This is a genomic window from Enterobacter sp. E1 (assembly GCF_016809815.1).
Classification (GTDB): Bacteria; Pseudomonadota; Gammaproteobacteria; order Enterobacterales; family Enterobacteriaceae; genus Enterobacter; species Enterobacter adelaidei.
Map to the genome: position 1 here is coordinate 659,203 of NZ_JAFBJM010000001.1, position 23,724 is coordinate 682,926.

28 protein-coding genes are annotated in these 23,724 nt (G+C 54.7%); 15 read left to right on the forward strand and 13 right to left on the reverse strand.

Annotated elements, in window-relative coordinates:
* Window positions 1-60 precede the first annotated feature (60 nt).
* From JGF26_RS03270 to artJ, 6 genes are all read left to right on the forward strand, one after another.
* Window positions 61-579 carry a lipoprotein gene (locus JGF26_RS03270; RefSeq protein ID WP_028019296.1) on the forward strand — a complete coding sequence of 173 codons (519 nt, stop codon included), beginning with the start codon at window positions 61-63 and terminating at the stop codon, window positions 577-579.
* Between the two features lie 226 nt (window positions 580-805).
* The gene (gene artP, locus JGF26_RS03275) at window positions 806-1,534 is read left to right on the forward strand and encodes an arginine ABC transporter ATP-binding protein ArtP (protein WP_028019297.1); all 729 of its coding nucleotides are present in this window, start codon (window positions 806-808) and stop codon (window positions 1,532-1,534) included.
* A gap of 19 nt (window positions 1,535-1,553) precedes the next feature.
* On the forward strand, window positions 1,554-2,285 hold the full coding sequence (artI, locus tag JGF26_RS03280; RefSeq protein ID WP_008500032.1) for an arginine ABC transporter substrate-binding protein ArtI: 732 nt from the start codon (window positions 1,554-1,556) through the stop codon (window positions 2,283-2,285).
* A gap of 6 nt (window positions 2,286-2,291) precedes the next feature.
* Window positions 2,292-3,008, forward strand: coding sequence for an arginine ABC transporter permease ArtQ (gene artQ / locus JGF26_RS03285; RefSeq protein ID WP_028019299.1), 717 nt, complete (start codon window positions 2,292-2,294; stop codon window positions 3,006-3,008).
* Window positions 3,008-3,676: an arginine ABC transporter permease ArtM gene (gene artM / locus JGF26_RS03290; RefSeq protein WP_028019300.1), complete on the forward strand. Its 669-nt coding sequence runs from the start codon at window positions 3,008-3,010 to the stop codon at window positions 3,674-3,676. Before artQ ends, artM begins: the two co-directional genes overlap by 1 nt.
* Window positions 3,677-3,850: 174 nt before the next feature.
* Window positions 3,851-4,582: an arginine ABC transporter substrate-binding protein ArtJ gene (gene artJ, locus JGF26_RS03295; protein ID WP_028019301.1), complete on the forward strand. Its 732-nt coding sequence runs from the start codon at window positions 3,851-3,853 to the stop codon at window positions 4,580-4,582.
* Between the two features lie 42 nt (window positions 4,583-4,624).
* Here artJ and JGF26_RS03300 read toward each other — a convergent pair whose 3' ends face one another.
* Window positions 4,625-6,097, reverse strand: a complete 1,473-nt coding sequence (locus tag JGF26_RS03300; protein ID WP_134707363.1) for a HAMP domain-containing sensor histidine kinase — start codon at window positions 6,095-6,097, stop codon at window positions 4,625-4,627.
* Complete coding sequence (locus JGF26_RS03305) at window positions 6,094-6,816, reverse strand: response regulator transcription factor (RefSeq protein ID WP_134707362.1); 723 nt, start codon at window positions 6,814-6,816, stop codon at window positions 6,094-6,096. The genes JGF26_RS03300 and JGF26_RS03305 overlap by 4 nt, the downstream gene beginning before the upstream one ends.
* A 144-nt stretch (window positions 6,817-6,960) precedes the next feature.
* On the opposite strand from JGF26_RS03305, the gene JGF26_RS03310 reads away from it, so the two are divergent.
* Genes JGF26_RS03310 through JGF26_RS03320 form a run of 3 tightly spaced genes read left to right on the forward strand, consistent with a single transcriptional unit; the run spans window position 6,961 to window position 8,611 of the window.
* Complete coding sequence (locus tag JGF26_RS03310; protein ID WP_134707361.1) at window positions 6,961-7,557, forward strand: cytochrome b/b6 domain-containing protein; 597 nt, start codon at window positions 6,961-6,963, stop codon at window positions 7,555-7,557.
* 9 nt (window positions 7,558-7,566) lie between these two features.
* Window positions 7,567-8,337: a molybdopterin-dependent oxidoreductase gene (locus JGF26_RS03315; protein WP_128347884.1), complete on the forward strand. Its 771-nt coding sequence runs from the start codon at window positions 7,567-7,569 to the stop codon at window positions 8,335-8,337.
* A 28-nt stretch (window positions 8,338-8,365) separates the two neighbouring features.
* Window positions 8,366-8,611 carry a hypothetical protein gene (locus JGF26_RS03320; protein WP_128347883.1) on the forward strand — a complete coding sequence of 82 codons (246 nt, stop codon included), beginning with the start codon at window positions 8,366-8,368 and terminating at the stop codon, window positions 8,609-8,611.
* 42 nt (window positions 8,612-8,653) lie between these two features.
* Here JGF26_RS03320 and rlmC read toward each other — a convergent pair whose 3' ends face one another.
* The 9 genes from rlmC to nfsA all read right to left on the reverse strand — a co-directional run bounded on the left by rlmC (window position 8,654) and on the right by nfsA (window position 17,101).
* Window positions 8,654-9,781 (reverse strand): 23S rRNA (uracil(747)-C(5))-methyltransferase RlmC, encoded by a 1,128-nt coding sequence (gene rlmC / locus JGF26_RS03325; RefSeq protein WP_128347882.1) that lies wholly within the window; start codon window positions 9,779-9,781, stop codon window positions 8,654-8,656.
* A 40-nt stretch (window positions 9,782-9,821) separates the two neighbouring features.
* On the reverse strand, window positions 9,822-10,340 hold the full coding sequence (locus JGF26_RS03330) for a YbjO family protein (RefSeq protein ID WP_129323625.1): 519 nt from the start codon (window positions 10,338-10,340) through the stop codon (window positions 9,822-9,824).
* Window positions 10,341-10,360: 20 nt separating this feature from the next.
* Entirely contained in the window at window positions 10,361-11,206 is an 846-nt protein-coding gene (gene potI, locus JGF26_RS03335; protein WP_023310934.1) for a putrescine ABC transporter permease PotI, read from the reverse strand.
* Window positions 11,203-12,156: a putrescine ABC transporter permease PotH gene (gene potH, locus JGF26_RS03340; RefSeq protein ID WP_028019309.1), complete on the reverse strand. Its 954-nt coding sequence runs from the start codon at window positions 12,154-12,156 to the stop codon at window positions 11,203-11,205. Before potH ends, potI begins: the two co-directional genes overlap by 4 nt.
* Before the next feature lie 10 nt (window positions 12,157-12,166).
* Window positions 12,167-13,300, reverse strand: a complete 1,134-nt coding sequence (potG, locus tag JGF26_RS03345) for a putrescine ABC transporter ATP-binding subunit PotG (RefSeq protein WP_050482952.1) — start codon at window positions 13,298-13,300, stop codon at window positions 12,167-12,169.
* Window positions 13,301-13,402: 102 nt separating this feature from the next.
* Window positions 13,403-14,515 carry a spermidine/putrescine ABC transporter substrate-binding protein PotF gene (potF, locus tag JGF26_RS03350; RefSeq protein ID WP_028019311.1) on the reverse strand — a complete coding sequence of 371 codons (1,113 nt, stop codon included), beginning with the start codon at window positions 14,513-14,515 and terminating at the stop codon, window positions 13,403-13,405.
* A gap of 351 nt (window positions 14,516-14,866) precedes the next feature.
* Complete coding sequence (locus JGF26_RS03355; RefSeq protein ID WP_014169308.1) at window positions 14,867-15,343, reverse strand: YbjN domain-containing protein; 477 nt, start codon at window positions 15,341-15,343, stop codon at window positions 14,867-14,869.
* Window positions 15,344-15,406: 63 nt separating this feature from the next.
* Entirely contained in the window at window positions 15,407-16,309 is a 903-nt protein-coding gene (gene rimK / locus JGF26_RS03360; RefSeq protein ID WP_134707360.1) for a 30S ribosomal protein S6--L-glutamate ligase, read from the reverse strand.
* A 69-nt stretch (window positions 16,310-16,378) separates the two neighbouring features.
* Complete coding sequence (nfsA, locus tag JGF26_RS03365; protein ID WP_028019313.1) at window positions 16,379-17,101, reverse strand: nitroreductase NfsA; 723 nt, start codon at window positions 17,099-17,101, stop codon at window positions 16,379-16,381.
* Window positions 17,102-17,285: 184 nt separating this feature from the next.
* On the opposite strand from nfsA, the gene JGF26_RS03370 reads away from it, so the two are divergent.
* Window positions 17,286-17,555, forward strand: coding sequence for a GrxA family glutaredoxin (locus tag JGF26_RS03370; protein WP_014883149.1), 270 nt, complete (start codon window positions 17,286-17,288; stop codon window positions 17,553-17,555).
* A 30-nt stretch (window positions 17,556-17,585) separates the two neighbouring features.
* Here the strand turns inward: JGF26_RS03370 and JGF26_RS03375 are convergent, their stop codons facing one another.
* Window positions 17,586-17,957: an inner membrane protein YbjM gene (locus tag JGF26_RS03375; RefSeq protein ID WP_028019314.1), complete on the reverse strand. Its 372-nt coding sequence runs from the start codon at window positions 17,955-17,957 to the stop codon at window positions 17,586-17,588.
* Window positions 17,958-18,230: 273 nt separating this feature from the next.
* On the opposite strand from JGF26_RS03375, the gene JGF26_RS03380 reads away from it, so the two are divergent.
* From JGF26_RS03380 to JGF26_RS03400, 5 genes are all read left to right on the forward strand, one after another.
* Window positions 18,231-19,916 carry an aspartate:alanine antiporter gene (locus tag JGF26_RS03380; protein WP_028019315.1) on the forward strand — a complete coding sequence of 562 codons (1,686 nt, stop codon included), beginning with the start codon at window positions 18,231-18,233 and terminating at the stop codon, window positions 19,914-19,916.
* A gap of 252 nt (window positions 19,917-20,168) precedes the next feature.
* Window positions 20,169-20,489, forward strand: coding sequence for a metalloregulator ArsR/SmtB family transcription factor (locus JGF26_RS03385; RefSeq protein ID WP_108090520.1), 321 nt, complete (start codon window positions 20,169-20,171; stop codon window positions 20,487-20,489).
* A 40-nt stretch (window positions 20,490-20,529) separates the two neighbouring features.
* Entirely contained in the window at window positions 20,530-21,819 is a 1,290-nt protein-coding gene (locus JGF26_RS03390; RefSeq protein ID WP_134707359.1) for an arsenic transporter, read from the forward strand.
* Between the two features lie 12 nt (window positions 21,820-21,831).
* Window positions 21,832-22,263: a glutaredoxin-dependent arsenate reductase gene (arsC, locus tag JGF26_RS03395; RefSeq protein ID WP_134707358.1), complete on the forward strand. Its 432-nt coding sequence runs from the start codon at window positions 21,832-21,834 to the stop codon at window positions 22,261-22,263.
* A gap of 118 nt (window positions 22,264-22,381) precedes the next feature.
* Window positions 22,382-23,152 carry an SDR family oxidoreductase gene (locus JGF26_RS03400; protein WP_134707357.1) on the forward strand — a complete coding sequence of 257 codons (771 nt, stop codon included), beginning with the start codon at window positions 22,382-22,384 and terminating at the stop codon, window positions 23,150-23,152.
* Here JGF26_RS03400 and JGF26_RS03405 read toward each other — a convergent pair.
* The gene (locus tag JGF26_RS03405) at window positions 23,149-23,700 is read right to left on the reverse strand and encodes a TetR family transcriptional regulator (protein ID WP_049005417.1); all 552 of its coding nucleotides are present in this window, start codon (window positions 23,698-23,700) and stop codon (window positions 23,149-23,151) included. The genes JGF26_RS03400 and JGF26_RS03405 overlap by 4 nt on opposite strands.
* Window positions 23,701-23,724 lie beyond the last annotated feature (24 nt).

Sequence of the window (23,724 nt, forward strand, 5' to 3'; positions counted from 1 at the left end):
CAGCATTATCGGTTCGTTACGCTATGATTGAAAGGATAGTTAATAAATAAGGAAATCAACATGCGCTATTCTGCTTTAACACTTTTCGTGCCCTGCGCGCTGGTGCTCAGCGCCTGTACCACCACGGTCACGCCAGCCTTTAAGGATATCGGTACCCGCAGCGGCCCCTGTATTGATGGCGGCCCGGACACCGTGGCGCAGCAGTTCTATGATTATCGCATTCAGCACCGCAGCAACGATCTCACCGGCCTGCGCCCGTATCTGAGCGATGGGCTGGCAAAATTGCTGAACGACGCCACCCGCGATCCGCAGCACAACGCGCTGTTGAAATCCGATCCGTTCTCCAGCCGCGCCACGCTGCCTGACAGCGCCGAAGTGGCCAGCGCGTCAACTATTCCGAACACGGATGCGCGAAACATTCCGCTCCGCGTGAAGCTGACCCAGGGTACTCAGACCTGGCAGGATGAAGTGCTGATGATCCGTGAGGGTCAATGCTGGGCGGTGGACGACGTACGCTACGTCGGCGGCAGCGTTCATGCCCCGGCAGGCACGCTACGTCAGTCGATTGAAAACCGTTAAACCATCCGATACAAAATTGTAACCCCCGAAAAATGTGCGGCATTTCATTCGGAATGCCGACATTTATACTCGCCGACCTTGCCGTTCGCTATTTTGTGCTATGTTTAAGAGGAAATACGGGTTATATTTAACTTTTAACGCAGAAATATTGCATAACTATTCTGTCAACGGTACTATCTGCGGCCTCAATTGCTATAGATTGCCTGGATGAGTAAAGACTGCCCCGATGAGTATTAAACTAAACGGCATTAACTGCTTCTACGGCGCACACCAGGCGCTGTTTGACATCACGCTGAACTGCCCGGAAGGCGAAACGCTGGTTTTGCTTGGCCCAAGCGGTGCAGGTAAAAGCTCCCTTCTGCGTGTCCTTAATCTGCTTGAAATGCCACGTTCAGGTACGCTGGCAATCGCCGGTAACCATTTTGATTTCGCGAAAACTCCGTCAGATAAAGCGATTCGCGAACTGCGTCAAAACGTCGGCATGGTCTTCCAGCAATACAATCTCTGGCCGCATCTGACCGTGCTGCAAAACCTGATTGAAGCCCCGTGCCGCGTGCTGGGGTTAAGCAAAGATCAGGCGATTGCACGTGCCGAAAAACTGCTGGAGCGTCTGCGTCTTAAGCCATACAGCGACCGCTATCCGCTGCACCTTTCTGGTGGGCAACAACAGCGTGTGGCGATTGCTCGTGCGCTGATGATGGAGCCTGCGGTACTGCTGTTTGATGAGCCGACGGCGGCGCTGGACCCGGAAATCACCGCCCAGATCGTCAGCATCATTCGTGAGCTGGCGGAAACCAATATTACTCAGGTCATCGTAACCCACGAAGTGGAAGTGGCGCGCAAAACCGCCAGCCGCGTGGTTTACATGGAAAACGGTTATATCGTTGAGCAAGGTGATGCGAGCTGCTTCTCCAACCCGCAAACCGATGCCTTCAAAAACTATTTATCTCATTGATTGTGTCAGGGGAAATATAATGAAAAAAGTATTACTTGCCGTGCTGCTTGCTGGCGTTACCCTTTCCGCTACCGCAGCCCAGACCATTCGTTTTGCCACGGAAGCCTCTTACCCTCCGTTTGAGTCGATTGATGCGAACAACAAAATTGTTGGCTTCGACGTGGACCTGGCTAACGCCCTGTGTAAAGAGATCGACGCAACCTGTACCTTCAGCAACCAGGCGTTCGACAGCCTGATCCCAAGCCTGAAGTTCCGCCGTATCGACGCCGTCATGGCCGGTATGGACATCACCCCTGAGCGTGAAAAACAGGTCCTGTTTACCACCCCTTACTACGACAACTCCGCCCTGTTCATTGGTCAGAAAGGGAAATTCACCTCTGTTGATCAGCTGAAAGGCAAGAAAGTCGGTGTACAGAACGGCACCACGCACCAGAAATTCATCATGGATAAACATCCGGAAATCACCACTGTTCCGTATGACAGCTACCAGAACGCGAAGCTGGATCTGCAGAATGGCCGTATTGACGGCGTCTTCGGTGATACCGCTGTCGTGACCGAGTGGCTGAAAGCCAACGACAAGCTGGCACCAGTGGGCGACAAAGTGACCGATAAGGATTACTTCGGCACCGGTCTGGGGATTGCCGTTCGTCAGGGCAACACTGAGCTGCAGCAGAAATTTAACGCTGCGCTGGAAAAAGTGAAGAAAGACGGCACCTACGAAACCATCTACAAAAAATGGTTCCAGAAGTAATTCCTGATGAATGAAATTTTTCCTTTAGCAAGCGCCGCCGGGATGACCGTCGGCCTTGCCGTTTGCGCACTGATTATCGGCCTTGTGCTGGCGATGTTCTTCGCGGTGTGGGAATCAGCAAAATGGTTCCCCGTCGCCTGGGCAGGCTCCGCGTTGGTCACCGTGCTGCGTGGGCTACCGGAAATCCTGGTGGTCCTCTTTATCTATTTCGGTTCCTCACAGCTGCTGTTAATGCTGTCGGACGGTTTCACCATCAATCTTGGCGTTGCGCAGATCCCGGTGCAGATGCAAATTGAGAATTTTGACGTTAGCCCGTTCCTGTGCGGCGTCATTGCCCTCTCTCTGCTCTACTCCGCCTACGCGTCGCAAACGCTGCGCGGTGCGCTGAAAGCGGTACCGCAGGGGCAATGGGAATCCGGTCAGGCGTTAGGCTTGTCGAAGTCAGCCATCTTCTTCCGTCTGGTGATGCCGCAAATGTGGCGTCATGCCCTGCCGGGGCTCGGTAACCAGTGGCTGGTGCTGCTGAAAGATACCGCTCTGGTGAGCTTGATTAGCGTAAATGATTTGATGCTGCAAACCAAAAGCATCGCCACCCGTACTCAGGAGCCGTTTACCTGGTACATTGTGGCGGCAGCTATCTACCTGGTGATTACGTTGCTCAGTCAGTACATCCTCAAGCGTATTGACCTGCGTGCGACGCGCTTTGAACGGAGACCAGGCTGATGCTTGAATATTTTCCCGAGTTGATGAAAGGGCTGCACACCAGCCTGACGCTGACCGTGGCGTCCATCATCGTGGCGCTGATCCTGGCCCTTATCTTCACCATCATCCTGACGCTGAAAACGCCGGTGCTGGTGTGGATTGTGCGCGGCTACATCACCCTGTTTACCGGTACGCCGCTGCTGGTGCAGATCTTCCTGATTTACTACGGGCCCGGCCAGTTCCCGTCGCTGCAGAACTATCCGGTTATCTGGCACCTGCTCTCTGAGCCGTGGCTGTGTGCCCTGATTGCTCTTTCCCTGAACAGTGCTGCCTACACCACCCAACTGTTCTACGGGGCTATCCGCGCTATTCCTGAAGGGCAATGGCAGTCGTGCGGGGCGCTGGGCATGAGCAAGAAAGACACGCTGGCGATTTTGCTGCCGTACGCCTTTAAGCGCGCGCTCTCCTCCTACTCCAACGAAGTGGTGCTGGTGTTCAAGAGTACCTCTCTGGCCTACACCATCACCCTGATGGAAGTGATGGGTCACGGACAGTTGTTGTACGGACGCACCTATGACGTGATGGTATTTGGTGCCGCAGGCGTGGTGTATCTGGTGGTTAACGGTCTGTTGACGCTGATGATGCGTCTGATTGAGCGTAAAGCGCTGGCATTTGAGCGCAGAAATTAACCACGCGAATGCATAAAACGGTATTCATGGAGCGGGTAACCTGATGGGTTATCCGCTTTTTTTTTACAACAGACATAATATTTAATCATTTTTATTGCATACAAATTCATTAACTGGCATTGTACATCCAGGCCGCAGACACGGCGCATAAATAAGACAGACGGGAGCATTACAATGAAAAAGTTAGTTCTGGCCGCATTACTCGCAACCTTCGCCGCTGGCGCATCCGCTGCGGATAAAATCAATTTCGGCGTGTCCGCCACCTATCCGCCGTTTGAATCGCTGGATGCCAGCAACCAGATCGTCGGTTTCGATATCGATCTGGCAAAAGCGCTGTGCAAACAAATGCAGGCCGACTGCACCTTTACTAACCATGCTTTTGACAGCCTGATCCCGTCGCTGAAGTTCAAAAAATACGACGCGGTGATCTCCGGGATGGACATCACGCCTGAACGCAGCAAGCAGGTCGCGTTCACCGACCCGTACTACGCCAACTCGGCGGTGGTGATTGCGAAGAAAGGTGCTTATAAATCCTTTGACGAGCTGAAAGGCAAACGCATTGGGATGGAAAACGGCACCACGCACCAGAAATACCTGCAGGACAAACATCCTGAAGTGAAAACCGTGGCCTACGACAGCTACCAGAACGCGATTATCGACCTGAAAAATGGCCGTATTGATGGCGTGTTTGGTGACACTGCCGTGGTGAACGAGTGGCTGAAAACTAACCCGCAGCTGGGTACCGCAACCGAGAAAGTGACCGATCCACAGTACTTCGGTACCGGTCTGGGCATTGCAGTACGTCCGGATAACAAAGCGTTGCTGGAAAAACTGAACGGCGCCCTGAAAGCAATTAAAGCGGACGGCACCTATCAGAAAATCAGCGATCAGTGGTTCCCGCAGTAAGTATTTTTGCCGGGTGATGGTTTCGCCTTACCCGGCAATTTCTTACAACGGCACAAAGAACCGGAAACGTGCCCCGCTCACCGAATCCATCAGCCTGATCCCTCCCCCATGCAGCTCCAGCATTCGCTTCACAATCAGCAAGCCTAATCCGCCGCGATTCTCCCGCGATGCCTGCGGGTTTAACGCAGAAGGACGCTGAAACAGATCGTCACGCAATGCACGCTCGATACCTGAGCCACTGTCCGCCACCTCAACCTGCAGTAGCCCATTCTCCTGCCAGACCTTAAGCAAAATCTCGCCTCCTGCCGGGGTATGGCGAACGGCATTATCCAGCAAATTCGTGACCACCCGCTCAATCATCGACACATCGGCATACACCAGCGGCAGCGGGCCAGGGACGTCTATATGCATCCGCAACTGCCTTGTCTGTGTGGTCAGCTCGAATTTTTGCGCCACATCTGAAATCAATTCAGCCATGGCAAAACGTTCGCGCTGCGGTTTAATCCCCCCATGCTCAAGGCGCGCCAGTTCAAACAGCTGTTGAGAGAGATGGCGCACTTTCTGTCCCTGACGCAGTGCGATCGCCAGGTATTGATTCTGCTCCTCGGCACTCAACGTGGCGGACTTAAGCGAGAGGGTTTCGAGATACCCCAGCAGCGAAGTCAGCGGCGTGCGAAGATCGTGAGAGATATTGGCGATAAACTCCCTGCGCTGGCGGTCACCGTCAGCCAGTTGATCCCATTGTGAAGCAATCTTGCGCGATAATTCGATAAACGTGTTACGAAGCAGTTCAACTTCGTTTTCAGGAGCCAGATTGACCGGCCGGGCGGCCAGACTTTTTATGGCGCTGATGCTGTCCTGCTCAAGGTCATTTACCTCGCTGGTTAACTGTTCCACTGGACGGGTAACCCATTTTTTGACCAACCACCAGGCCAGTGCGCCAAAGAGTAATGCCAGTAAAAGCGATCCTACGATAGCGTCGGTCAGGGCCTTGTGCCACGCGGTGTTCGCCAGTGCATTTAGGTCTTCGCCCTGGAGAATAATATACAAGTAGGAGTGCAGATTGCCGTTAAGGAGGAGCGGCGCCACGCTGAACACCTTACGTTGATCCAGACTTCGTGGATCATCGCCATACACAGGGAAAGCAGCCCCGGATAAATAGTTGTTTAACGGGGTAAGGTCGATCGTTTGACGCTTCATGTGCCCGACCGGGGCCGCGTCTGCCACAATATGTCCCTGAGGCGACACCACATAGAGTTCAACGCTGGGATTAAGCGTCATCAGACGATCGAACAGCGATTTGAGATTCTCAGTGTTTGCTTTACCCTGGTTATCAAGAAGCGGTTCACTGTTCACTATCTGCTGCGCCAACCCCGCTGACAGACGTTGCACCATGGCATCGCCGTACTGCTTACTGCTATAAAGCTGCACGCCACATGCCACAAACATGCATAAAACAAGCGTTGCGCTAAAAAGAAGTGACAGGCGCTGGCTTAAGGTTAAGTGGCTTATCATGCGTGGGGCTCCGCTTTTTCGACGGCAAATTTGTACCCTTTCCCCCACACCGTCAGGATGATATCTGGCTCTGCGGCATCTTTTTCAATTTTGACGCGCAGACGGTTAATGTGCGTATTTACCGTGTGCTCGTACCCTTCATGCTGGTAGCCCCAGACATGATCCAGCAACGATAAACGGGAGAACACCTCGCCCGGATGGCGGGCAAACCAGTAGAGCAAATCAAACTCACGCGGGGTCAAGTCGATGGTATCCCCCCGCAGGCGAACCTCTCGTGCCAGGGGGTCAATTTCCATGCCGTGACAGCGAATAATGCCCGCCTCCAGACGAAGATTTTGCCCCATCGCTTCCTGACGTCGAAAGAGCGCCTTGACGCGAGCAATCAGCTCCAGAACGGAGAACGGTTTAGGCAGATAATCGTCAGCCCCCATCTCAAGACCCAGTACCCGGTGCGTCTCGCTGGTGCGAGCGCTGATGATAATGACGGGCAGATAGCGGGTCATCTGGCGGATACGGCGACAGATCTCCAGCCCGTCCACGCCAGGCAGCATCAGATCGAGGATCACGGCATCCCAGTGCTGTTTTTCCAGTTGGAGCAGCGCACGTTCGCCATCGGCTTCGTGCACAATCTCAAAACCTTCATCTTTTAAGTTCAGGCTCAGGAAGGCGGCGATATCGCTATCGTCCTCCACCAGCAATATTTTCTTTGCGTTACTCATGACCCACATCCACGCCGTTTCATTACAGTTGAGCTTACCTAATAACGCCCGCCGGAGTTATCACATTTTATTTAAACTTCCGTGAGGATGTGGTGACCGAATTTATCTTAGGATTTGACCACGCAATGGAATAACGAGGTCACCATGTCTCTGCCAACAGCTGTTATTCATCCCCTTTGGGTCAGGGTGTGTCACTGGATTAATGCCCTCGCCATGGCTGGCATGGTATTCAGCGGATGGCGAATTTATAACGCCTCGCCGTTGTTCCCATTCACTTTTCCGTCCTCTTTCACGCTGGGAGGCTGGCTGGGCGGCGCGCTGCAGTGGCACTTCGCCATGATGTGGGTTTTAGGTATTAACGGCCTGATCTACTGCACGTTAGGTATTGTCACCGGGCGCTTTGCACGCACCTTTTTCCCTTTGTCTGTTAAGGGGTTGCTCAAGGATATGGCGCTGGCCCTGCGGGGAAAACTGCAGCATGCCGATCTCAGCCACTACAACATGGTGCAAAAACTGGCCTACTTGCTGGCCATATTAACCGGCGTAATGCTTGTGCTTTCCGGGCTGGTTATCTGGAAATCCGTTCAGTTTCCGCTTTTACGTGAACTGTTGGGAGGCTATGACACCGCACGTTACATCCACTTCTTTTGTATGTCCTTCATTGTCGCGTTTGTCGTGATCCACCTGCTTATGGTGCTGCTCGTTCCTAAAACATTACTGGCAATGCTGCGCGGTCGCTAAGGATATCTCATGAAAAAACCAACCTTTCTCTCTTCCCGCGACGCGGAATATCTGGTCAAGGACGCCGAAAAATCCGTAAACGCACGGCGACGTCACTTTCTTAAACAGGGGCTGACGTTAGGCGGGATTATGCTGCTTACAGGCTGCGACCTGAGCGACAACGCCAGTGTTGAAACTGCACTTTCACGAATGTCGCGCTTTAACGATCGTGTCCAGGGTTTCCTGTTCAGCGACCGTCATCTGGCACCTGAATATACCGAAAGCGACATCACCCGGCCTTTCCCTTTTAACGCCTTTTACGATCGCGACCAAATTCCGCAGGTCGACGGCCGGGATTATCAACTCGCCATTCGCGGCCTGGTGCGAGACACCCGCAGCTGGTCCCTGCCTGAGTTGTATCGTATGCAGCAGGTAAACCAGATCACGCGCCATATTTGCGTGGAAGGATGGAGCGCCATTGGCCGCTGGGGTGGTATCCCCTTCCGCCATTTTCTGCAGGCGATCGGTGCCGACACCCGCGCCAAATACATCAGCTTCCGCTGTGCGGATGATTACTACACCAGCATTGATATGGCGACCGCGTTGCACCCGCAAACGCTGCTCGCCCTGACCTGGGATAACCAAATCCTCCCTCCTGAGTACGGTTATCCCATGAAACTCCGAATTCCGACCAAGCTGGGATACAAAAACCCAAAGCATATTCAGGTCATTGAAATCACCAATCGCTTCCCCGGCGGTTACTGGGAAGACCAGGGTTACAACTGGTTTGGTGGCAGTTAATACAACAACGTAAACGACGAGGAATACCATGAAAAAAATGATCATTGCAGCAACCGTGCTTTCAGCTCTGTTTATGGCAAATGTGCAGGCGGCAGACTCCATGAACAAAGAGACGATGGCAAAAGACAACATGTCCCAGCCACACGATAAAATGTGTAAGGGCGACATGTGCAAAGACGCCATGAAGAAGGATCACATGGGGAAAGACAAAATGGGCAAAATGGACAACATGAAAAAGGATGAGATGGGTAAAAAAGACGCCATGAGCCAGTAAGTCTCATCGCAGCCGGAGGCAACCGCCCTCCGGCTGCTTTGCTTATTGTTTAACGAGTAGCGTCAACACTTCATAGTGCGCAGTGTGCGGGAACATATCGAAAAGCTGAACGCGCTCAATGCGATAACCCGGCAAATGCGCAATGTCTTTCGCCATCGTCTGCGCGTTGCAGCTTGAATAGACGATGTAATCCGGTGCCATCTGGCTCAGGTAATCGCATAGTGCTTGTCCGATGCCACGGCGCGGCGGGTTTACCAGTACCAGCTCTGGCACATTACCCTGCCCGGTCGCGAACTGCGTAGAGTCCAGCGCCTGGAAGTGCAGATTCGTTAACCCCAGCTCAGCGGCGGACTGTCTGGCGCAGGCAATCGCCTCAGCAGAGATCTCAATCCCGGTAAGCTGCATCTCAGGCGTGGCGCAGTGCAGGCCAAATCCCCCCACGCCGCAGAACAGATCCCACATATGATGGATGTTTAACGCCCGAACCCAGTCGCGCGCGGTGGCGTACAGCGCACTGGCGACAGTCGGGTTGGTCTGGAAGAAGCTTTGCGGGCGGATCCACAGCGGCACACCGTTGAAATTCTCCGCCAGCGCGTGCTGTTCGGTGAAGAAGACCTCTTTTTCCCCTTCCATGATCGCCATATGCACCGGCTGAATATTTGCCGTGATGACCTTAAGCTGCACAAGCTGTTCCTGCAACCACGGCAGCGCCGCGCGAAGCTGTTCCAGCTTGGTTTCGGAACGCAGCACGAAACGCAGCATCATGCCGCCGTCAATCTGGCTTTCCGTCAGCAGAAGGTATTTCAGCTCGCCGCGCTTGCGGGCGACGTTGTAAGGCGTTAACCCGGCCCGCGCAATAAACGGTTTGAGTGCCGCAAAGACGGGCTCAAATGAGGCGGGGTAAAGCGGGCAGTCAGTTAAATCTTCCGGCGTGCCGTCGCGGTGCAGCATCCCCAACAGCGGTTTTTCTACGCTGCCGCTGACCACCATTTTGGCTTTGTTGCGAAAGCCCTGCTCCGGGCCGCTGACGGGTGCGCACCACTCGCCCACCGCGTGTGCTGCCAGCAGCTGTTGCAGGTCGGCCATTTTGGCGGTGAGTTGTTGAGAGACCGGCTGTTCTATCCACTGACAGGAGCGGCAGCGACCGGCGTCATAGAGTGCGCACTGCATATGAAAACCTTAAAAATCACGAGGGCTGCGATTATACACATTATTGCAGGCGGAAGAACCGCCGACTGGAAGCCGGAATAAACAGCAGGAACAGAACCAGTATGTCCGGCAGTTTTTGCATAAACAGCGCGCGCAGGATTTCGCGTTTGGATTCACCGGCAATGCTGAACAGCTCCGGGTAGCCATATCCCAGCGAGGCGGCCCACAGATAGCTGGCGGCGGTAATTTGCGTCAGCAGATAGACCCAGCGCGCCCAGTTGCGCCCTTTCACCAGCGAAAAGGCGCAGTAGATCTCGATAAACACCAGCACCAGGCTGCTCAGAAAGACCAGCGTCAGATTCCACGTCTGCACGCTGCGGTGAATAAATTCACCAATGCCGCGCGCGCCCAGGGTGTTCAGAATCATCAGCACATCCAGGCAGCGGATCATAATAATGGCGAGCGCCGCCACCTGAACCAGCGCAGGAACGTTTGGACGAGCGTGCGTAAGACGTGATTTCTTTAATAATCCCAATGTTTTACTTCCCTGAAAAACAGTGCCGCGTCGTACGCGGCACATCACTGGAAATTTTAAATCCTTCAGCCGCGTCTTGCACGCTGGATATCACGCACACGCTGTTTTTCCGCGCGCGCCATCAAATACCAGGCGATAAATCCGACAATTCCGACCACGCCAAGAATAATCGAGGCCAGGGCGTTGATTTCCGGGTTCACCCCCATGCGCACGCTGGAGAAGACCAGCATCGGCAGCGTCGTCGCCCCCGGGCCAGAAACAAAGCTGGCGATAACCAGATCGTCGAGCGACAGGGTAAACGCCAGCAGCCAGCCCGAGATCACCGCTGGCATAATCATCGGCAGGGTGATGATGAAAAAGACCTTCAGCGGCGTCGCACCAAGATCCATCGCCGCCTCTTCAATGGAGCGATCCAGCTCGCGCAGACGCGAGGAGATCACCACCGCCACGTATGCGGTACAGAAAGTGACGTGCGCCAGCCAGATGGTGAGCATCCCGCGATCCGCCGGCCAGCCGATGGCATGCGCCAGCGCCACGAACAGCAGCAGCAACGCCAGACCGGTGATCACGTCCGGCATAACCAGCGGGGCGGTGATCATAAAAGCAAAGCCGTTCGAACCGCGAAAACGCCCGAAGCGGACCATCACCAGTGCAGCGATGGTCCCCAGCACCGACGCCATGGTTGCGGCCAGCGCAGCAATCGTCAGGCTCAGCCCCACCGCGCTCATCATCGCATCATCGTGGAACAACTCGCTATACCAGCGCGTCGACCAGCCAGCCCAGACCGTCACCAGTTTGGAGCTGTTGAACGAGTAGATCACCAGCATCAACATGGGTGCGTACAGGAAGGTAAAGCCAATCACCAGGATCGCAATTCGCCACGGGGAGCGCACTACCGGTAAGTTGTTCATCCGTGGTCTCCCATCTGTTTCTGCTGATGCTTGTGGAACCACATGATCGGCACGATCAGCAGGAGTAACATCACAATTGCCACCGCGGACGCCACCGGCCAGTCGCGGTTATTAAAGAACTCTTGCCACAGCACGCGACCAATCATGATGCTGTCCGGCCCGCCGAGCAGTTCCGGGATCACAAACTCCCCCACCGCCGGAATAAAGACCAGCATCGACCCGGCAATAATCCCGCCTTTGGTCAGCGGGACGATCACACTGAAGAAGGTCTTCAACGGGCGCGCACCGAGATCGAGCGACGCTTCCACCAGCGAGTAATCAATACGCGTCAGCGCCGTATAAATCGGCAGCACCATAAACGGCAGATAGGCGTAAACAATGCCGATGTAGACCGCGAGGTTGGTGTGCAGGATCGTCAGCGGCTGATCGATAACTCCGAGCCACATCAGGAAGTTATTCAGTACACCGTTGTTTTTCAGGATCCCCATCCAGGCGTAAACGCGGATCAGGAACGAGGTCCACGACGGCAGGATCACCAGCAACAGCAAAATGTTACGCGTCGACGGCTTACTGTGCGCCACGGCCCACGCCAGCGGGTAGCCCATCACCAGACAGCAGATCGTCGAAATCGCCGCCACCTGTAACGACTGTAAATACGCTTCGAAATAGAGCGGATCGTCCGTCAACTGCAGGAAGTTGCCGAGATTAAGCGTCAGCGTGAGCTGTCCGTCGGCCCAGTCCAGCAGGTTGGTATAAGGCGGGATCGCCCGCGCCATTTCTGCGAGGCTTATCTTGAAAACAATCAGGAACGGCAGCAGGAACAGCAGGATCAGCCACACGTATGGCATGGCGATCACCAGCTTGCGACCGTGGTTCATCTGCATACGCGCCAGCCAGTTCGCAAAACCACCCGTTTTTTCTGCGCGGGCTGGAGGTTCTAGTGTACTCATGAGCCGCTCCTTATACCGTCAGCACAACGCAACTGTCAGCATCCCAGCACAGGCGCACTTCGTCACCCCAGGTCGGCTGCCCCTTGCGATAGCGATGTTCGTTCTGCAACTGAGCGCTGAGCATCTGTCCGCTTTTCAGACGCACATGGTAGATGGAAAGATCGCCAAGGTAAGCAATATGCACCACTTCACCGACGGCAAAGTTATAGCCATCGGCAGGGGGATCCTCACAGAGCATGATTTTCTCCGGGCGCAGCGCGACGTAGACCGGCACGTTATCCACCACCGAGTTATCCGGATCGACCTTAAGCGGATGTTGCAGCCCCGGAGATTCAATGACCAGGCCATCTTCCTGGCGATCTTTCAGCAGCCCTTCGAAGACGTTGACCGAGCCAATGAACTCCGCGCTGTAGCGGGTGGTCGGATGCTCATAAATCTCTTCCGGTTCGCCAATCTGCACGAACTTCCCACGGTTCATGATGGCGATACGCCCGGCCATGGTCATTGCCTCTTCCTGGTCGTGGGTCACCATCACGCAGGTCACCCCCACACGTTCGAGGATATCCACCACTTCGAGCTGCATACGGTCGCGCAGTTTTTTATCCAGCGCCCCCATCGGCTCATCGAGCAGCAATAATTTCGGACGTTTTGCCAGACTGCGGGCCAGGGCGACACGCTGACGCTGACCGCCAGAGAGCTGGTGCGGTTTACGCTTCGCGAACTCCTGCATGTGAACCAGGCTCAGCATCTCAGCCACACGCGCGGTAATTTCGGCTTTCGGCAGTTTGTCCTGCTTCAGGCCAAAGGCGATGTTCTGCTCCACCGTCATGTGCGGAAACAGCGCGTAGGACTGGAACATCATGTTAATCGGGCGCTGATACGGCGGCACGCTGGAGAGATCCACGCCATCCAGCACAATCTGCCCGGCAGTGGGCTGTTCAAAACCGGCCAGCATACGCAGCAGGGTCGACTTACCGCAGCCTGATGCTCCCAGGAGGGCAAAAATTTCACCTTTGTAGATCGTCAAATTGACGTCGTCCACGGCATGCTGGCCATCGAAAGATTTGGTGAGGTTACGAATTTCAAGAAGCGGGGTCAGCGCTTTACGGACTTTCGCCTGCGGGCGGGGGATCGCGTCATTCACGGGGTGCTCTCCGGCAGAAATCAAATCATGGTGCAGGCGCACCATAACGGTGCGCCTGTTGCCGGGTGCGCTGTGCTTGCCCGGCCTACAACTCACGGGTAATTACTTACCGCTTTTCACCTTGGTCCACGCACGGGTACGTACGCGGTCAATTTTTGGATCCTGAACTTTCAGGGTGAACAGCTTGGCGAACACATCCGCAGGCGGATAGATAGCCGGGTTATTGCGGATCTCTTCACTGACCAGCGGCACGGAAGCCTTGTTACCGTTCGCGTAGTAGACGTGGTCACTGATATGGGCGATGACGTCAGGACGCATCAGGTAATTGAGGAACTGATAGGCTTCATCTTTGTTTTTCGCATCTGCAGGCATCGCGAAGACGTCAAAGAACGCCAGCGCCCCCTCTTTCGGAATGAAATAGGAAACGTTCACGCCGTTTTTCGCTTCTTTCGCGCGGTTCGCCGCCTGCCACACATCGCCCGCCCAGCCAATCGCGACGCAGATGTCGCCGTTTGCCAGGTCGTTGATGTACTGGGACGAGTGGAAGTAGCGAATGTTTGGACGCAGCTTCAGGAGCAGGTCGGTCGCCGGGCCGGTGTAGTCGTCAGCCTTGTTGCTGTTCGGATCTTTGCCCAGATAGTTCAGCACGGTGGCGAAAATCTCTTCCGGCGCATCGAGGAAGGAGACGCCGCAGCTTTTCAGCTTCTCAAGATTTTCCGGCTTCAGCACCACGTCCCAGCTGTCCAGCTTGACGTCCGGGCCCAGCACCGCTTTGACTTTATCGACGTTGTAGCCGATACCGGTAGTCGCCCACAGATAAGGCATGGCGTATTTATTATCAGGGTCGTGCTTCGCAACCAGCTTAAGCACGTCCGGGTCAAGGTTTTTCCAGTTTGGTAACTTGCTCTTATCCAGCGGCTGGAAGACGCCTGCCGTCAGTTGTCGCTCCAGGAAGCTTGCGGAAGGCACCACGAGATCAAACCCGGTGCTGCCCGCCATCAGCTTTCCTTCCAGCACTTCGTTGGAATCGAAAACGTCGTAGACCACTTTAATCCCGGTCTCTTTTTCAAAATTGGCGACCGTGTCCGGCGCAATATAATCAGACCAGTTGTAAACGTGCAGCGTTTTTTGTTCCGCAGCGAGCGTGCCGGCAGAGACGGCCATCAGAGCACCCGCAACCAGACCCGATAACCATTTTTTATTCAAGGCGATCATATCTTTATTCCTTCTGAAAGCTCGTTAACAAACGAACTAAAACTGTGCAATCTGAAGATATGCAATAATCATGCATAGTTTGTCGCTCTGCCTAAAATAAAAAGAAACCTCTTTACCCGGCAGCTTCCGCTCGCTTTTTTAAGCATCGCAAGAATAACTGTAGCCCGTGTCTCCGGCTATAGCCCAGACGAAAAAACGCCTTTTATCAATTTTTTATGCAGGTTATGTCTACGTGATAAGCCGAAACGGCCTTGAGGGAGGTGAATAATTCTTTAAAGAAAGGTTAAAAGCAGCAGAAAAAATGGCCTTCTGCAGCCGCTATGGCAGCGACTGCGCAAAAGTCAGACAGGCTTAGTGAAGAAAATTGGGAGATGCATCATTATTCTCTGCATCATCTTCCGCGCTATACAGCAGATGGTGCGCGTTGGCTTCCATCATGACCATCGAAATTTGCTCTTCACTCAAGCGCATAAACCATGAGAACTGTTTGAACGACAGCCCGGCACCGGAGAATAAAGACTGGCAAACGACCAGTTTTGGCAGATTATCATCCTGTATATCGAGAAATGCCTTCACGGTCAAAGAACTGGCATTGATGGCCGACAGGTCGGAGGCCAGCGCCAGCAGCGCAGACGGCTTCACTTCAGCCAGCGCAGAGAAAAGAATCACGTCGTTAATGAGATCGATTTTGGCATCAAAAATGCCGTCGAAATTCTGCATATGAGGCAGATGCAGCGCCTGGCAGGAATCGCATTCGAAGAACGTAATTCCGGCATCATCAAGCCATTGACGTAACGTATCCAGTGTTGGAACGACCTGTAAATCCATCGCTGTGCAGCCTCTTTAATAAAAACTTCGCATAGATTACGCAAAAAGTGGGTTCAATTCCATTTAACCGCCCGTTTTCAGACAGTAGCCGGGCGTCGCATGACGCTCGATCCATGCGATCATTTTACCCGCAATATCGACCCCTGTGGTTTTTTCCACGCCTTCCAGCCCCGGCGAGGCATTCACTTCCATGACCAGCGGTCCACGCGTTGCCCGCAGAAGGTCTACGCCTGCCACGTCCAGCCCCAGCGTTTGCGCGGCTTTCACCGCAATTTCCCGCTCACGCTCGCTGATATCCGCCACCCGCGCAACGCCGCCACGGTGCAGGTTGGAGCGGAAGTCGCCCTCTTTTGCCTGGCGCTCTATGGCCGCTACCACCTCGTTCCCCACCACGAAGCAACGAATGTCGCGCCCTTTGGCCTCTTCGATGTACTCCTGCACCAGGATGTGGGCATTCAGCCCCCGGAAAGCATCAATGACGCTTTCTGCCGCCTGGCGTGTTTCCGCCAGCACCACACCAATGCCCTGCGTGCCTTCCACCAGCTTGATCACCAAAGGTGCGCCGCCCACCATATCGATCAGATCGCTGGTGTCGTCCGGTGAGTGGGCAATCCCCGTAACGGGGAGATCGATCCCCTGCCGGGCGAGCAGCTGTAACGAGCGCAGCTTATCGCGGGCGCGGGAGATGGCGACGGATTCATTGAGCGGATAACTGCCCAGCATCTCGAACTGGCGCAGCGCGGCGGTGCCGTAATAGGTTATCTGGGAGCCGATGCGGGGGATCACCGCATCAAAATGCAGCAGCTTGCGGCCTTTGTAGTGAATCGACGAGGCAGCCGGATCAATGTTCATATAGCAGGACATTGGGTCGAGGATCTCAACCTGATGTCCGCGTTTCGCCGCCGCTTCTCGCAGACGTTTACATGAATAGAGCGTTCCATCCCGGGACAAAATGGCAATTTTCACCCTGCACCTCTCTAAAGACATGGAAAAAGCCTGCATATCATATACGCAGGCAGGCGCAGGAGGAATGGACTATCGCGTCGCCCAGCCCTGTTTGTGCAGATAATCGAGAATAAACGGACGGTTTTCTTTAATGATGGTGCGACGAATATGGTCACTCCAGGTATCGCGGCGGTTATTGCTGCCGCGCGTCATATAGTAGTTCGCCAGTTCCTCATCGTATTGCGCCAGGACATCCTGATCGACAGGTTGATAGTGATTTTCATGCACCAGCATGGCGGCAGGAATACGCGGCTTCAGATCCGGGTTATCCGCTGGCCATCCGAGGCACAGGCCAAACAGCGGCAGAACGTGTTTTGGCAGCTTCAGCAGTTCGGTGACGCTTTCGATGTTATTACGCAGGCCGCCGATGTAGACACCCCCTAACCCCAGCGATTCCGCCGCCGTAAAAGCGTTTTGCGCCATCAGCGCGGTATCCACCACGCCCAGCAGCAGCTGTTCTGCCAGCCCCAGCTCGGCCTCAGGGCAGATCTGCAGGTGACGGTTAAAGTCGGCGCAGAACACCCAGAACTCCGCCGCCTGGGCCACATGCTTCTGTCCGCCCGTAAGCGTGACCAGTTGTTCCCGCATGGCCGGATCGGTAATGCGGATAATAGAGCTGCACTGCAGGAAGCTGGAGCTGGAGGTCGCCCTTGCGCTGTTAATAATGGCTTCGCGCTGCGCCTCGGTAATCGGCTCATCGGTAAAATGGCGAATGGAACGGTGGGATGTGAGCAGGTCTATGGTTGGCGTCATTTTGTCTCTCTTTGTCTTGCTTAATTCGCATGGCAGCCAGTATAGGCAATGATTGTCACAGTGTAATTGGCGAAACATAGCCTGACTGTATCAAAGCGACAGGCGAAACCTTCTTTAATGGCGGCAGGTTATCGGGCACTATATGTGTCATTCGCCGTCAGGCTTGTTTTTTGAGGAGAGAGAAATGTTTGCAGTAATTTTTGGTCGTCCAGGGTGCCCTTACTGTGTGCGCGCGAAAGAGCTGGCTGAGAAACTGACCGCAGAGCGCGATGATTTCAACTTCCGCTACGTTGATATTCACGCGGAAGGCATCACGAAAGCCGATCTGGAAAAAACCGTCGGTAAGCCGGTTGAAACCGTCCCGCAGATCTTCCTCGATCAGAAACACATCGGCGGTTGCACAGATTTTGAAGCTTACGCCAAAGAGCATCTTGGCCTGTTTGCTGAGCAGTAATACCTGAACGCCCTCACCTTGAGGGCGTTTTTATTTGGTGTGCCGCCGGTGTATCAGACTGCGCACAAACAGATAGCACAACGCGCCAAGGGCGCACCAGAACACACCGCTCAGCAACCACGCCAGCTCCTGCCAGAAACTTCTCACGGGAACAAACAGCAAGCGCATCAGCAGCAGACACAGCGGTGCTGCAAGCATTGCACCCAATAGCGGTTTCACCACCTCCCCTTTACGGGAGAGAAAGCTGGCGGCCGCGCCCGGCAGAGTGAAAAAGAGTAAACCCAGCTCCGGATGACCCGACGCCCTGAATGCCCCTTTCACATTAAAAGCAAGCGACATGCACACGACCGTGAACAGCAAAAAGCAGCTGATCACCCCCGCCCAGTTTCGTTTAATGTTCAAACAATCCTCCTGACTTATCTCTATCAAATACACATTCGTCGGGTAGACGCCCAGTCAGATAAAGCAATGCGGCAATCCTTGCCAAAGCACGCACAGGGTGATGCGATAATCAGTAGCTGTCAGTAGCTAATACGATTAAACTACACGCCAGCTAATGTTTTAGGGAATAAAGCAGGAAACAGGGAGCGTTAACGCCTTTCCCTGACCCAGAAAACAGTAGCCCAAAAAGCCCTTTCATTCAACAACTTACTGGTAAACAAGAAGTTAGCCTCCGTGAATATAAACGTCGCAGACTTGTTAAATGGGAATTACATCCTGTTATTATTTGTTGTACTCGCGCTGGGCCTTTGCCTGGGTAAATTGCGCCTGGGGTCGGTTCAACTTGGTAATTCCATTGGCGTTTTAGTCGTATCATTAATATTAGGTCAGCAGCATTTCAGCATTAACACGGACGCGCTCAACTTAGGTTTTATGCTGTTTATTTTTTGTGTTGGTGTGGAAGCGGGTCCCAACTTTTTTTCAATTTTTTTCCGCGACGGCAAAAATTATCTGATGCTGGCGCTGGTCATGGTCGGCAGTGCACTGCTGATCGCGTTAGGGCTGGGTAAACTGTTTGGCTGGGATATCGGGTTAACGGCCGGTATGCTGGCAGGTTCGATGACCTCTACGCCAGTGCTTGTCGGTGCAGGTGATACCCTGCGCCATTCCGGCATGGCTGGAGCACAACTCTCTACCGCCCTCGACCACCTGAGCCTGGGCTATGCCCTGACTTATCTGATCGGTCTTGTGAGCCTGATTGTGGGCGCGCGCTACCTGCCGAAACTGCAACACCAGGATCTACAGACCAGCGCCCAGCAAATCGCCCGCGAGCGCGGCCTGGATACCGATTCCAAACGTAAAGTCTATCTCCCGGTGATCCGTGCCTACCGCGTCGGGCCAGAACTTGTGGCATGGGCAGACGGGAAAAACCTGCGCGAGCTGGGCATTTACCGCCAGACCGGTTGCTACATCGAACGTATTCGACGTAACGGCATTCTGGCGAACCCGGACGGCGATGCGGTGCTGCAGATGGGCGACGATATCGCGCTGGTGGGTTACCCGGATGCTCACGCCCGTCTTGACCCAAGCTTCCGTAACGGCAAAGAGGTATTCGACCGCGATCTGCTCGACATGCGTATCGTCACCGAAGAGATTGTGGTGAAAAACCATAACGCCGTCGGCCGTCGTCTGGCGCAGCTGAAGCTGACCGACCACGGTTGCTTCCTCAACCGCGTGATCCGCAGCCAGATTGAGATGCCTATCGACGACAACGTCGTACTCAATAAAGGTGATGTTCTGCAGGTCAGCGGCGACGCACGCCGCGTGAAAACCGTTGCTGACCGCATCGGCTTTATCTCCATTCACAGCCAGGTCACCGACCTGCTGGCCTTCTGCGCCTTCTTTATCGTTGGCCTGATGATCGGGATGATCACCTTCCAGTTCAGCAACTTTAGCTTCGGCATCGGTAACGCCGCCGGTCTGCTATTCGCCGGGATCATGCTGGGCTTCCTGCGAGCGAACCATCCGACCTTCGGCTACATTCCGCAGGGCGCGCTGAATATGGTGAAAGAGTTCGGCCTGATGGTCTTTATGGCGGGTGTCGGCTTAAGCGCGGGCAGCGGGATTGGTCACAGCCTCGGCGCCGTCGGCTGGCAAATGTTAGTTTCCGGACTCATCGTCAGTCTGGTGCCGGTAGTGATCTGTTTCCTGTTCGGCGCCTACGTGCTGCGCATGAACCGCGCCCTGCTCTTCGGAGCCATGATGGGTGCCCGTACCTGTGCGCCAGCCATGGAAATTATCAGTGACACCGCGCGCAGCAACATCCCGGCGCTGGGCTATGCAGGCACTTACGCTATCGCTAACGTACTGCTGACGCTGGCAGGTACGCTGATCATTATCATCTGGCCTGGACTCGGATAACTCTCAAGTTTGCGCATAAAGAAAAAATTTTCGTTATGCGCAGAACTTTTTGATCAGGGGGCAGTCATAACTAGTGCCACTGCTTTTCTTTGATGTCCCCAATTTGTGGAGCCCATCAACCCCGCCGTTTTGGTTCAAGGTTGATGGGTTTTTTGTTGCCTGAAATTCCCTTTCCTGCCATCTCCACTTTTCTCCTGCAATCAAAACATATATGCTTAATCGAATATGTATTAGCTACCTGAAGGCTTGACCATGCTCCACCCGCTCCAACTCTTCAAAACCCTCTCCGACGAAACGCGACTCTCTATCATCATGCTGCTCCGCGAAGCGGGCGAGCTGTGCGTCTGCGATCTCTGCTCCGCGACCACCGAGTCGCAGCCGAAAGTATCCCGCCATATGGCGCTGCTCCGCGAGTCCGGGCTGGTTATCGATCGCCGGGAAGGGAAATGGATCCATTACCGTTTATCCCCCCACATGCCTGCATGGGCGGCAACCATTATCGACAACAGCTGGAACTGCCTTCGGGAAGAGACGCGTGAGAAGCTGAAAAACAGACTTCCGGGTTCGTGCTAATCAATACACATTCACAAAAACAGATATGATGGAGTAAGCAATGTTTCTGGCAGGGGCAATTTTTCTGTTTACGCTGGTACTGGTTATCTGGCAGCCAAGGGGACTGAGTATCGGCTGGAGCGCGACCATTGGTGCCGTGCTGGCGCTGGTCAGCGGAGTGATCCTCGTCAGCGATATTCCGGTGGTCTGGAATATTGTCTGGAATGCGACGGCCACGTTTATCGCCGTCATTATCATCAGCCTGCTGCTGGATGAGTCTGGCTTTTTCGAATGGGCTGCGCTGCACGTCGCCCGCTGGGGGAATGGCCGGGGGAGATTACTTTTTACGTATATCGTGCTGCTGGGCGCGGCGGTGGCGGCGCTCTTTGCCAATGACGGTGCAGCGCTGATCCTGACACCTATCGTGATTGCGATGCTGCTGGCGCTGGGGTTCAGCAAACAGGCGACGCTGGCGTTTGTGATGGCGGCAGGGTTTATCGCCGATACCGCCAGCCTGCCGCTGATTGTCTCTAACCTGGTCAACATTGTGTCAGCCGATTTCTTCACGCTGGGGTTCAGCGAATATGCCTCGGTGATGATCCCGGTTGATGTCGCCGCGATTGCCGCCACGCTGGTGATGCTGCATCTGTTCTTTCGCAAGGAAATTCCCCCGGAATATGACCTGTCGAAACTTCGGGAGCCAGCGCGCGCTATTACCGATCTCCCGACGTTCAGAACGGGCTGGATCGTCCTGCTCCTTCTTCTGGTCGGCTTCTTTGTGCTCGAACCTCTCGGTATTCCGGTCAGCGCCATTGCGACCGTCGGTGCGCTGATTTTATTCGCTGTCGCAAAACGCGGACATGCGATAAACACCGGAAAAGTGCTGCGCGGCGCACCGTGGCAGATCGTCATCTTCTCGCTGGGGATGTATCTGGTGGTGTACGGCCTGCGCAATGCCGGGCTGACGGACTATCTCACAGGCGTACTGAATAGCCTGGCCGGTCACGGGCTGTGGGCCACCACGCTGGGAACCGGGTTCATCACTGCGTTCCTGTCATCCATAATGAACAATATGCCCACGGTACTGATAGGCGCGCTCTCCATTGATGGCAGTACGGCAACAGGATTGATTAAGGACGCGATGATTTACGCCAACGTGATTGGTTGCGATCTGGGGCCGAAAATCACACCTATCGGCAGCCTGGCGACCCTGCTCTGGCTTCATGTACTGGCGCAGAAAAACATGACGATTACCTGGGGCTACTATTTCCGGACGGGCATCATTATGACGCTGCCGGTCCTGTTTGTGACGCTCGCCGCGCTGGCGCTACGTCTCTCCTTCACACTGTAATGAGCCACTGATATGACCCACATCACCATTTACCACAACCCCGCCTGCGGTACCTCGCGCAACACGCTGGAGATGATCCGCAACAGCGGCACGGAGCCAGAGATTACCCTCTATCTGGAAACCCCACCGTCCCGCGAGAAGTTGACCACTCTGATTGCCGATATGGGGATTTCTGTTCGGGATCTGCTGCGTAAAAACGTGGAGCCCTATGAACAGCTCGGCCTGGCCGAAGATAAATTCACCGACGAACAGCTGCTCGACTTCATGCTGCAATATCCGATCCTGATTAACCGTCCGATCGTCGTGACGCCGCTGGGCACTCGCCTGTGCCGCCCTTCTGAAGTCGTCCTCGACATCCTGCCTGATGCGCAAAAAGGGGCATTTACGAAAGAGGATGGCGAAGCCGTCGTTGATGCCAGCGGGAAAAAAATCTCACAAAAGTAACCCATTGATAATGGCGCAGTAAGGCTTGCATACGGCATACCCCACCTACCGGCTGAGTTGCATCAGCCGAAACCCGGCACATACTTTTGAGGGTTAAGTCTGGTGAGGGTATGCGGATATGGGCTTTAAAAACAAAATCGCGGTCATCTTCGGCGGCAGTGGCGCCATCGGCAGCGCTGTGGCACATGCTCTGGCGCGTGAGGGGGCTGAAGTGCACCTCGCTGCACGCACCTCTACCAGGCTAGAACACGTTGCCAACAGCATTCGCAACGCAGGCGGGTCTGCCAGCGCATTTATTTTCGATGCGCTGGATGAGTTCGCGCAGCTTCCTGAGTTTGCCCATATTGATATTGTCGTCAACGCCACGGGCTTTATGCACGATCAGGGAAAACGCCTTGACGCATTAGCCCTTAGCGAATTCAGGCAGGGTTTTGATCCCTTCCTGACCGCGTACTTTAACATCGCCAAAGCTGTTTCACCCCGCATGGGCGGCGAACATGGCGGAACCCTGATTACCGTCGTCGCGCCCGCCGTGAATATGGCGATCTCCGGGCACCTGGGACATATCGTTGGCTGCGCGGGAACAGAAGCGTTTACCCGGGCGCTTGCCGCAGAACTGGGCGTTAAAAATATTCGCGTCGTGTGCGTGCGTTCGCACGCGATTGCCGACGCGGTGCAGGCAGGTTCGTATGTCGGTGCCATTTTCGCCGCTAAGGCGCAGGAGATGGGAATTACGGTCGAGCAGTTTCTCGGTGGTGCCGCGCAAAGTACCCTGACACATCACCTGCCCACGCTGGCACAGGTAGCAGACACGATTACGTTTCTGGCCTCAGATGCGGCAAGCGCCATCACGGGAACTACCGTCAATATGACCGCGGGCGCAACCTAGCAGCCGCCCTCGCCCGCAATTCTGCCCACCATAACCCGGATCTCCTCCCGGGTTAATGGTGCCCGGTCGGTGACATAGTGCAGCGTCATCCCTTCAATAAACGCATCCAGCGCACGGGTGGTAACCGGGTCAAACCACTGCTCCAGCGTGGTCTGGCTCATCTTCATCCAGTCCTGCATCACCGTTTTGAGCGCCGCGCTGCGGTGCATAAAGGCGTAGAGCTGATACATCAGCGCCATGTTGTGCGGCGTCGTCACCTGCGAGCTGTGGATCAGCGTGGTGATGGATTCACACGCCATTTCCGGCCCGGTGACGCCCGCGAAGAAATCCCGGTACTGTTGCGACATCTGCCGGGTAAACCACGTGAAAGCTTCCTCCAGCAGCGGCTCCATACCGTCGAAATAGTAGGTCATCGAACCTAGCGGCACACCTGCACAGGTGGCGATTTTACGGTGCGTGACGGCGTGAATCCCGTGCTCGGCAATAGTATCGAGCGTTGCCTTCAGGATCTTCTCCCGTCGATGCGGATCGTTCGGTGGTCTGCTCATAAATTCCTCACGTGATTTGTGTAC

Bases quoted from the DNA above. Each gene is read 5' to 3' on its own strand.
- JGF26_RS03270 (WP_028019296.1), top strand. From the start codon at position 61: ATGCGCTATTCTGCTTTAACACTTTTCGTGCCCTGCGCGCTGGTGCTC.
- artP (WP_028019297.1), top strand. From the start codon at position 806: ATGAGTATTAAACTAAACGGCATTAACTGCTTCTACGGCGCACACCAG.
- artI (WP_008500032.1), top strand. From the start codon at position 1,554: ATGAAAAAAGTATTACTTGCCGTGCTGCTTGCTGGCGTTACCCTTTCC.
- artQ (WP_028019299.1), top strand. From the start codon at position 2,292: ATGAATGAAATTTTTCCTTTAGCAAGCGCCGCCGGGATGACCGTCGGC.
- artM (WP_028019300.1), top strand. From the start codon at position 3,008: ATGCTTGAATATTTTCCCGAGTTGATGAAAGGGCTGCACACCAGCCTG.
- artJ (WP_028019301.1), top strand. From the start codon at position 3,851: ATGAAAAAGTTAGTTCTGGCCGCATTACTCGCAACCTTCGCCGCTGGC.
- JGF26_RS03300 (WP_134707363.1), bottom strand. From the start codon at position 6,097: ATGATAAGCCACTTAACCTTAAGCCAGCGCCTGTCACTTCTTTTTAGC.
- JGF26_RS03305 (WP_134707362.1), bottom strand. From the start codon at position 6,816: ATGAGTAACGCAAAGAAAATATTGCTGGTGGAGGACGATAGCGATATC.
- JGF26_RS03310 (WP_134707361.1), top strand. From the start codon at position 6,961: ATGTCTCTGCCAACAGCTGTTATTCATCCCCTTTGGGTCAGGGTGTGT.
- JGF26_RS03315 (WP_128347884.1), top strand. From the start codon at position 7,567: ATGAAAAAACCAACCTTTCTCTCTTCCCGCGACGCGGAATATCTGGTC.
- JGF26_RS03320 (WP_128347883.1), top strand. From the start codon at position 8,366: ATGAAAAAAATGATCATTGCAGCAACCGTGCTTTCAGCTCTGTTTATG.
- rlmC (WP_128347882.1), bottom strand. From the start codon at position 9,781: ATGCAGTGCGCACTCTATGACGCCGGTCGCTGCCGCTCCTGTCAGTGG.
- JGF26_RS03330 (WP_129323625.1), bottom strand. From the start codon at position 10,340: ATGTGCCGCGTACGACGCGGCACTGTTTTTCAGGGAAGTAAAACATTG.
- potI (WP_023310934.1), bottom strand. From the start codon at position 11,206: ATGAACAACTTACCGGTAGTGCGCTCCCCGTGGCGAATTGCGATCCTG.
- potH (WP_028019309.1), bottom strand. From the start codon at position 12,156: ATGAGTACACTAGAACCTCCAGCCCGCGCAGAAAAAACGGGTGGTTTT.
- potF (WP_028019311.1), bottom strand. From the start codon at position 14,515: ATGATCGCCTTGAATAAAAAATGGTTATCGGGTCTGGTTGCGGGTGCT.
- JGF26_RS03355 (WP_014169308.1), bottom strand. From the start codon at position 15,343: ATGGATTTACAGGTCGTTCCAACACTGGATACGTTACGTCAATGGCTT.
- nfsA (WP_028019313.1), bottom strand. From the start codon at position 17,101: ATGACGCCAACCATAGACCTGCTCACATCCCACCGTTCCATTCGCCAT.
- JGF26_RS03370 (WP_014883149.1), top strand. From the start codon at position 17,286: ATGTTTGCAGTAATTTTTGGTCGTCCAGGGTGCCCTTACTGTGTGCGC.
- JGF26_RS03385 (WP_108090520.1), top strand. From the start codon at position 20,169: ATGCTCCACCCGCTCCAACTCTTCAAAACCCTCTCCGACGAAACGCGA.
- JGF26_RS03390 (WP_134707359.1), top strand. From the start codon at position 20,530: ATGTTTCTGGCAGGGGCAATTTTTCTGTTTACGCTGGTACTGGTTATC.
- arsC (WP_134707358.1), top strand. From the start codon at position 21,832: ATGACCCACATCACCATTTACCACAACCCCGCCTGCGGTACCTCGCGC.
- JGF26_RS03400 (WP_134707357.1), top strand. From the start codon at position 22,382: ATGGGCTTTAAAAACAAAATCGCGGTCATCTTCGGCGGCAGTGGCGCC.
- JGF26_RS03405 (WP_049005417.1), bottom strand. From the start codon at position 23,700: ATGAGCAGACCACCGAACGATCCGCATCGACGGGAGAAGATCCTGAAG.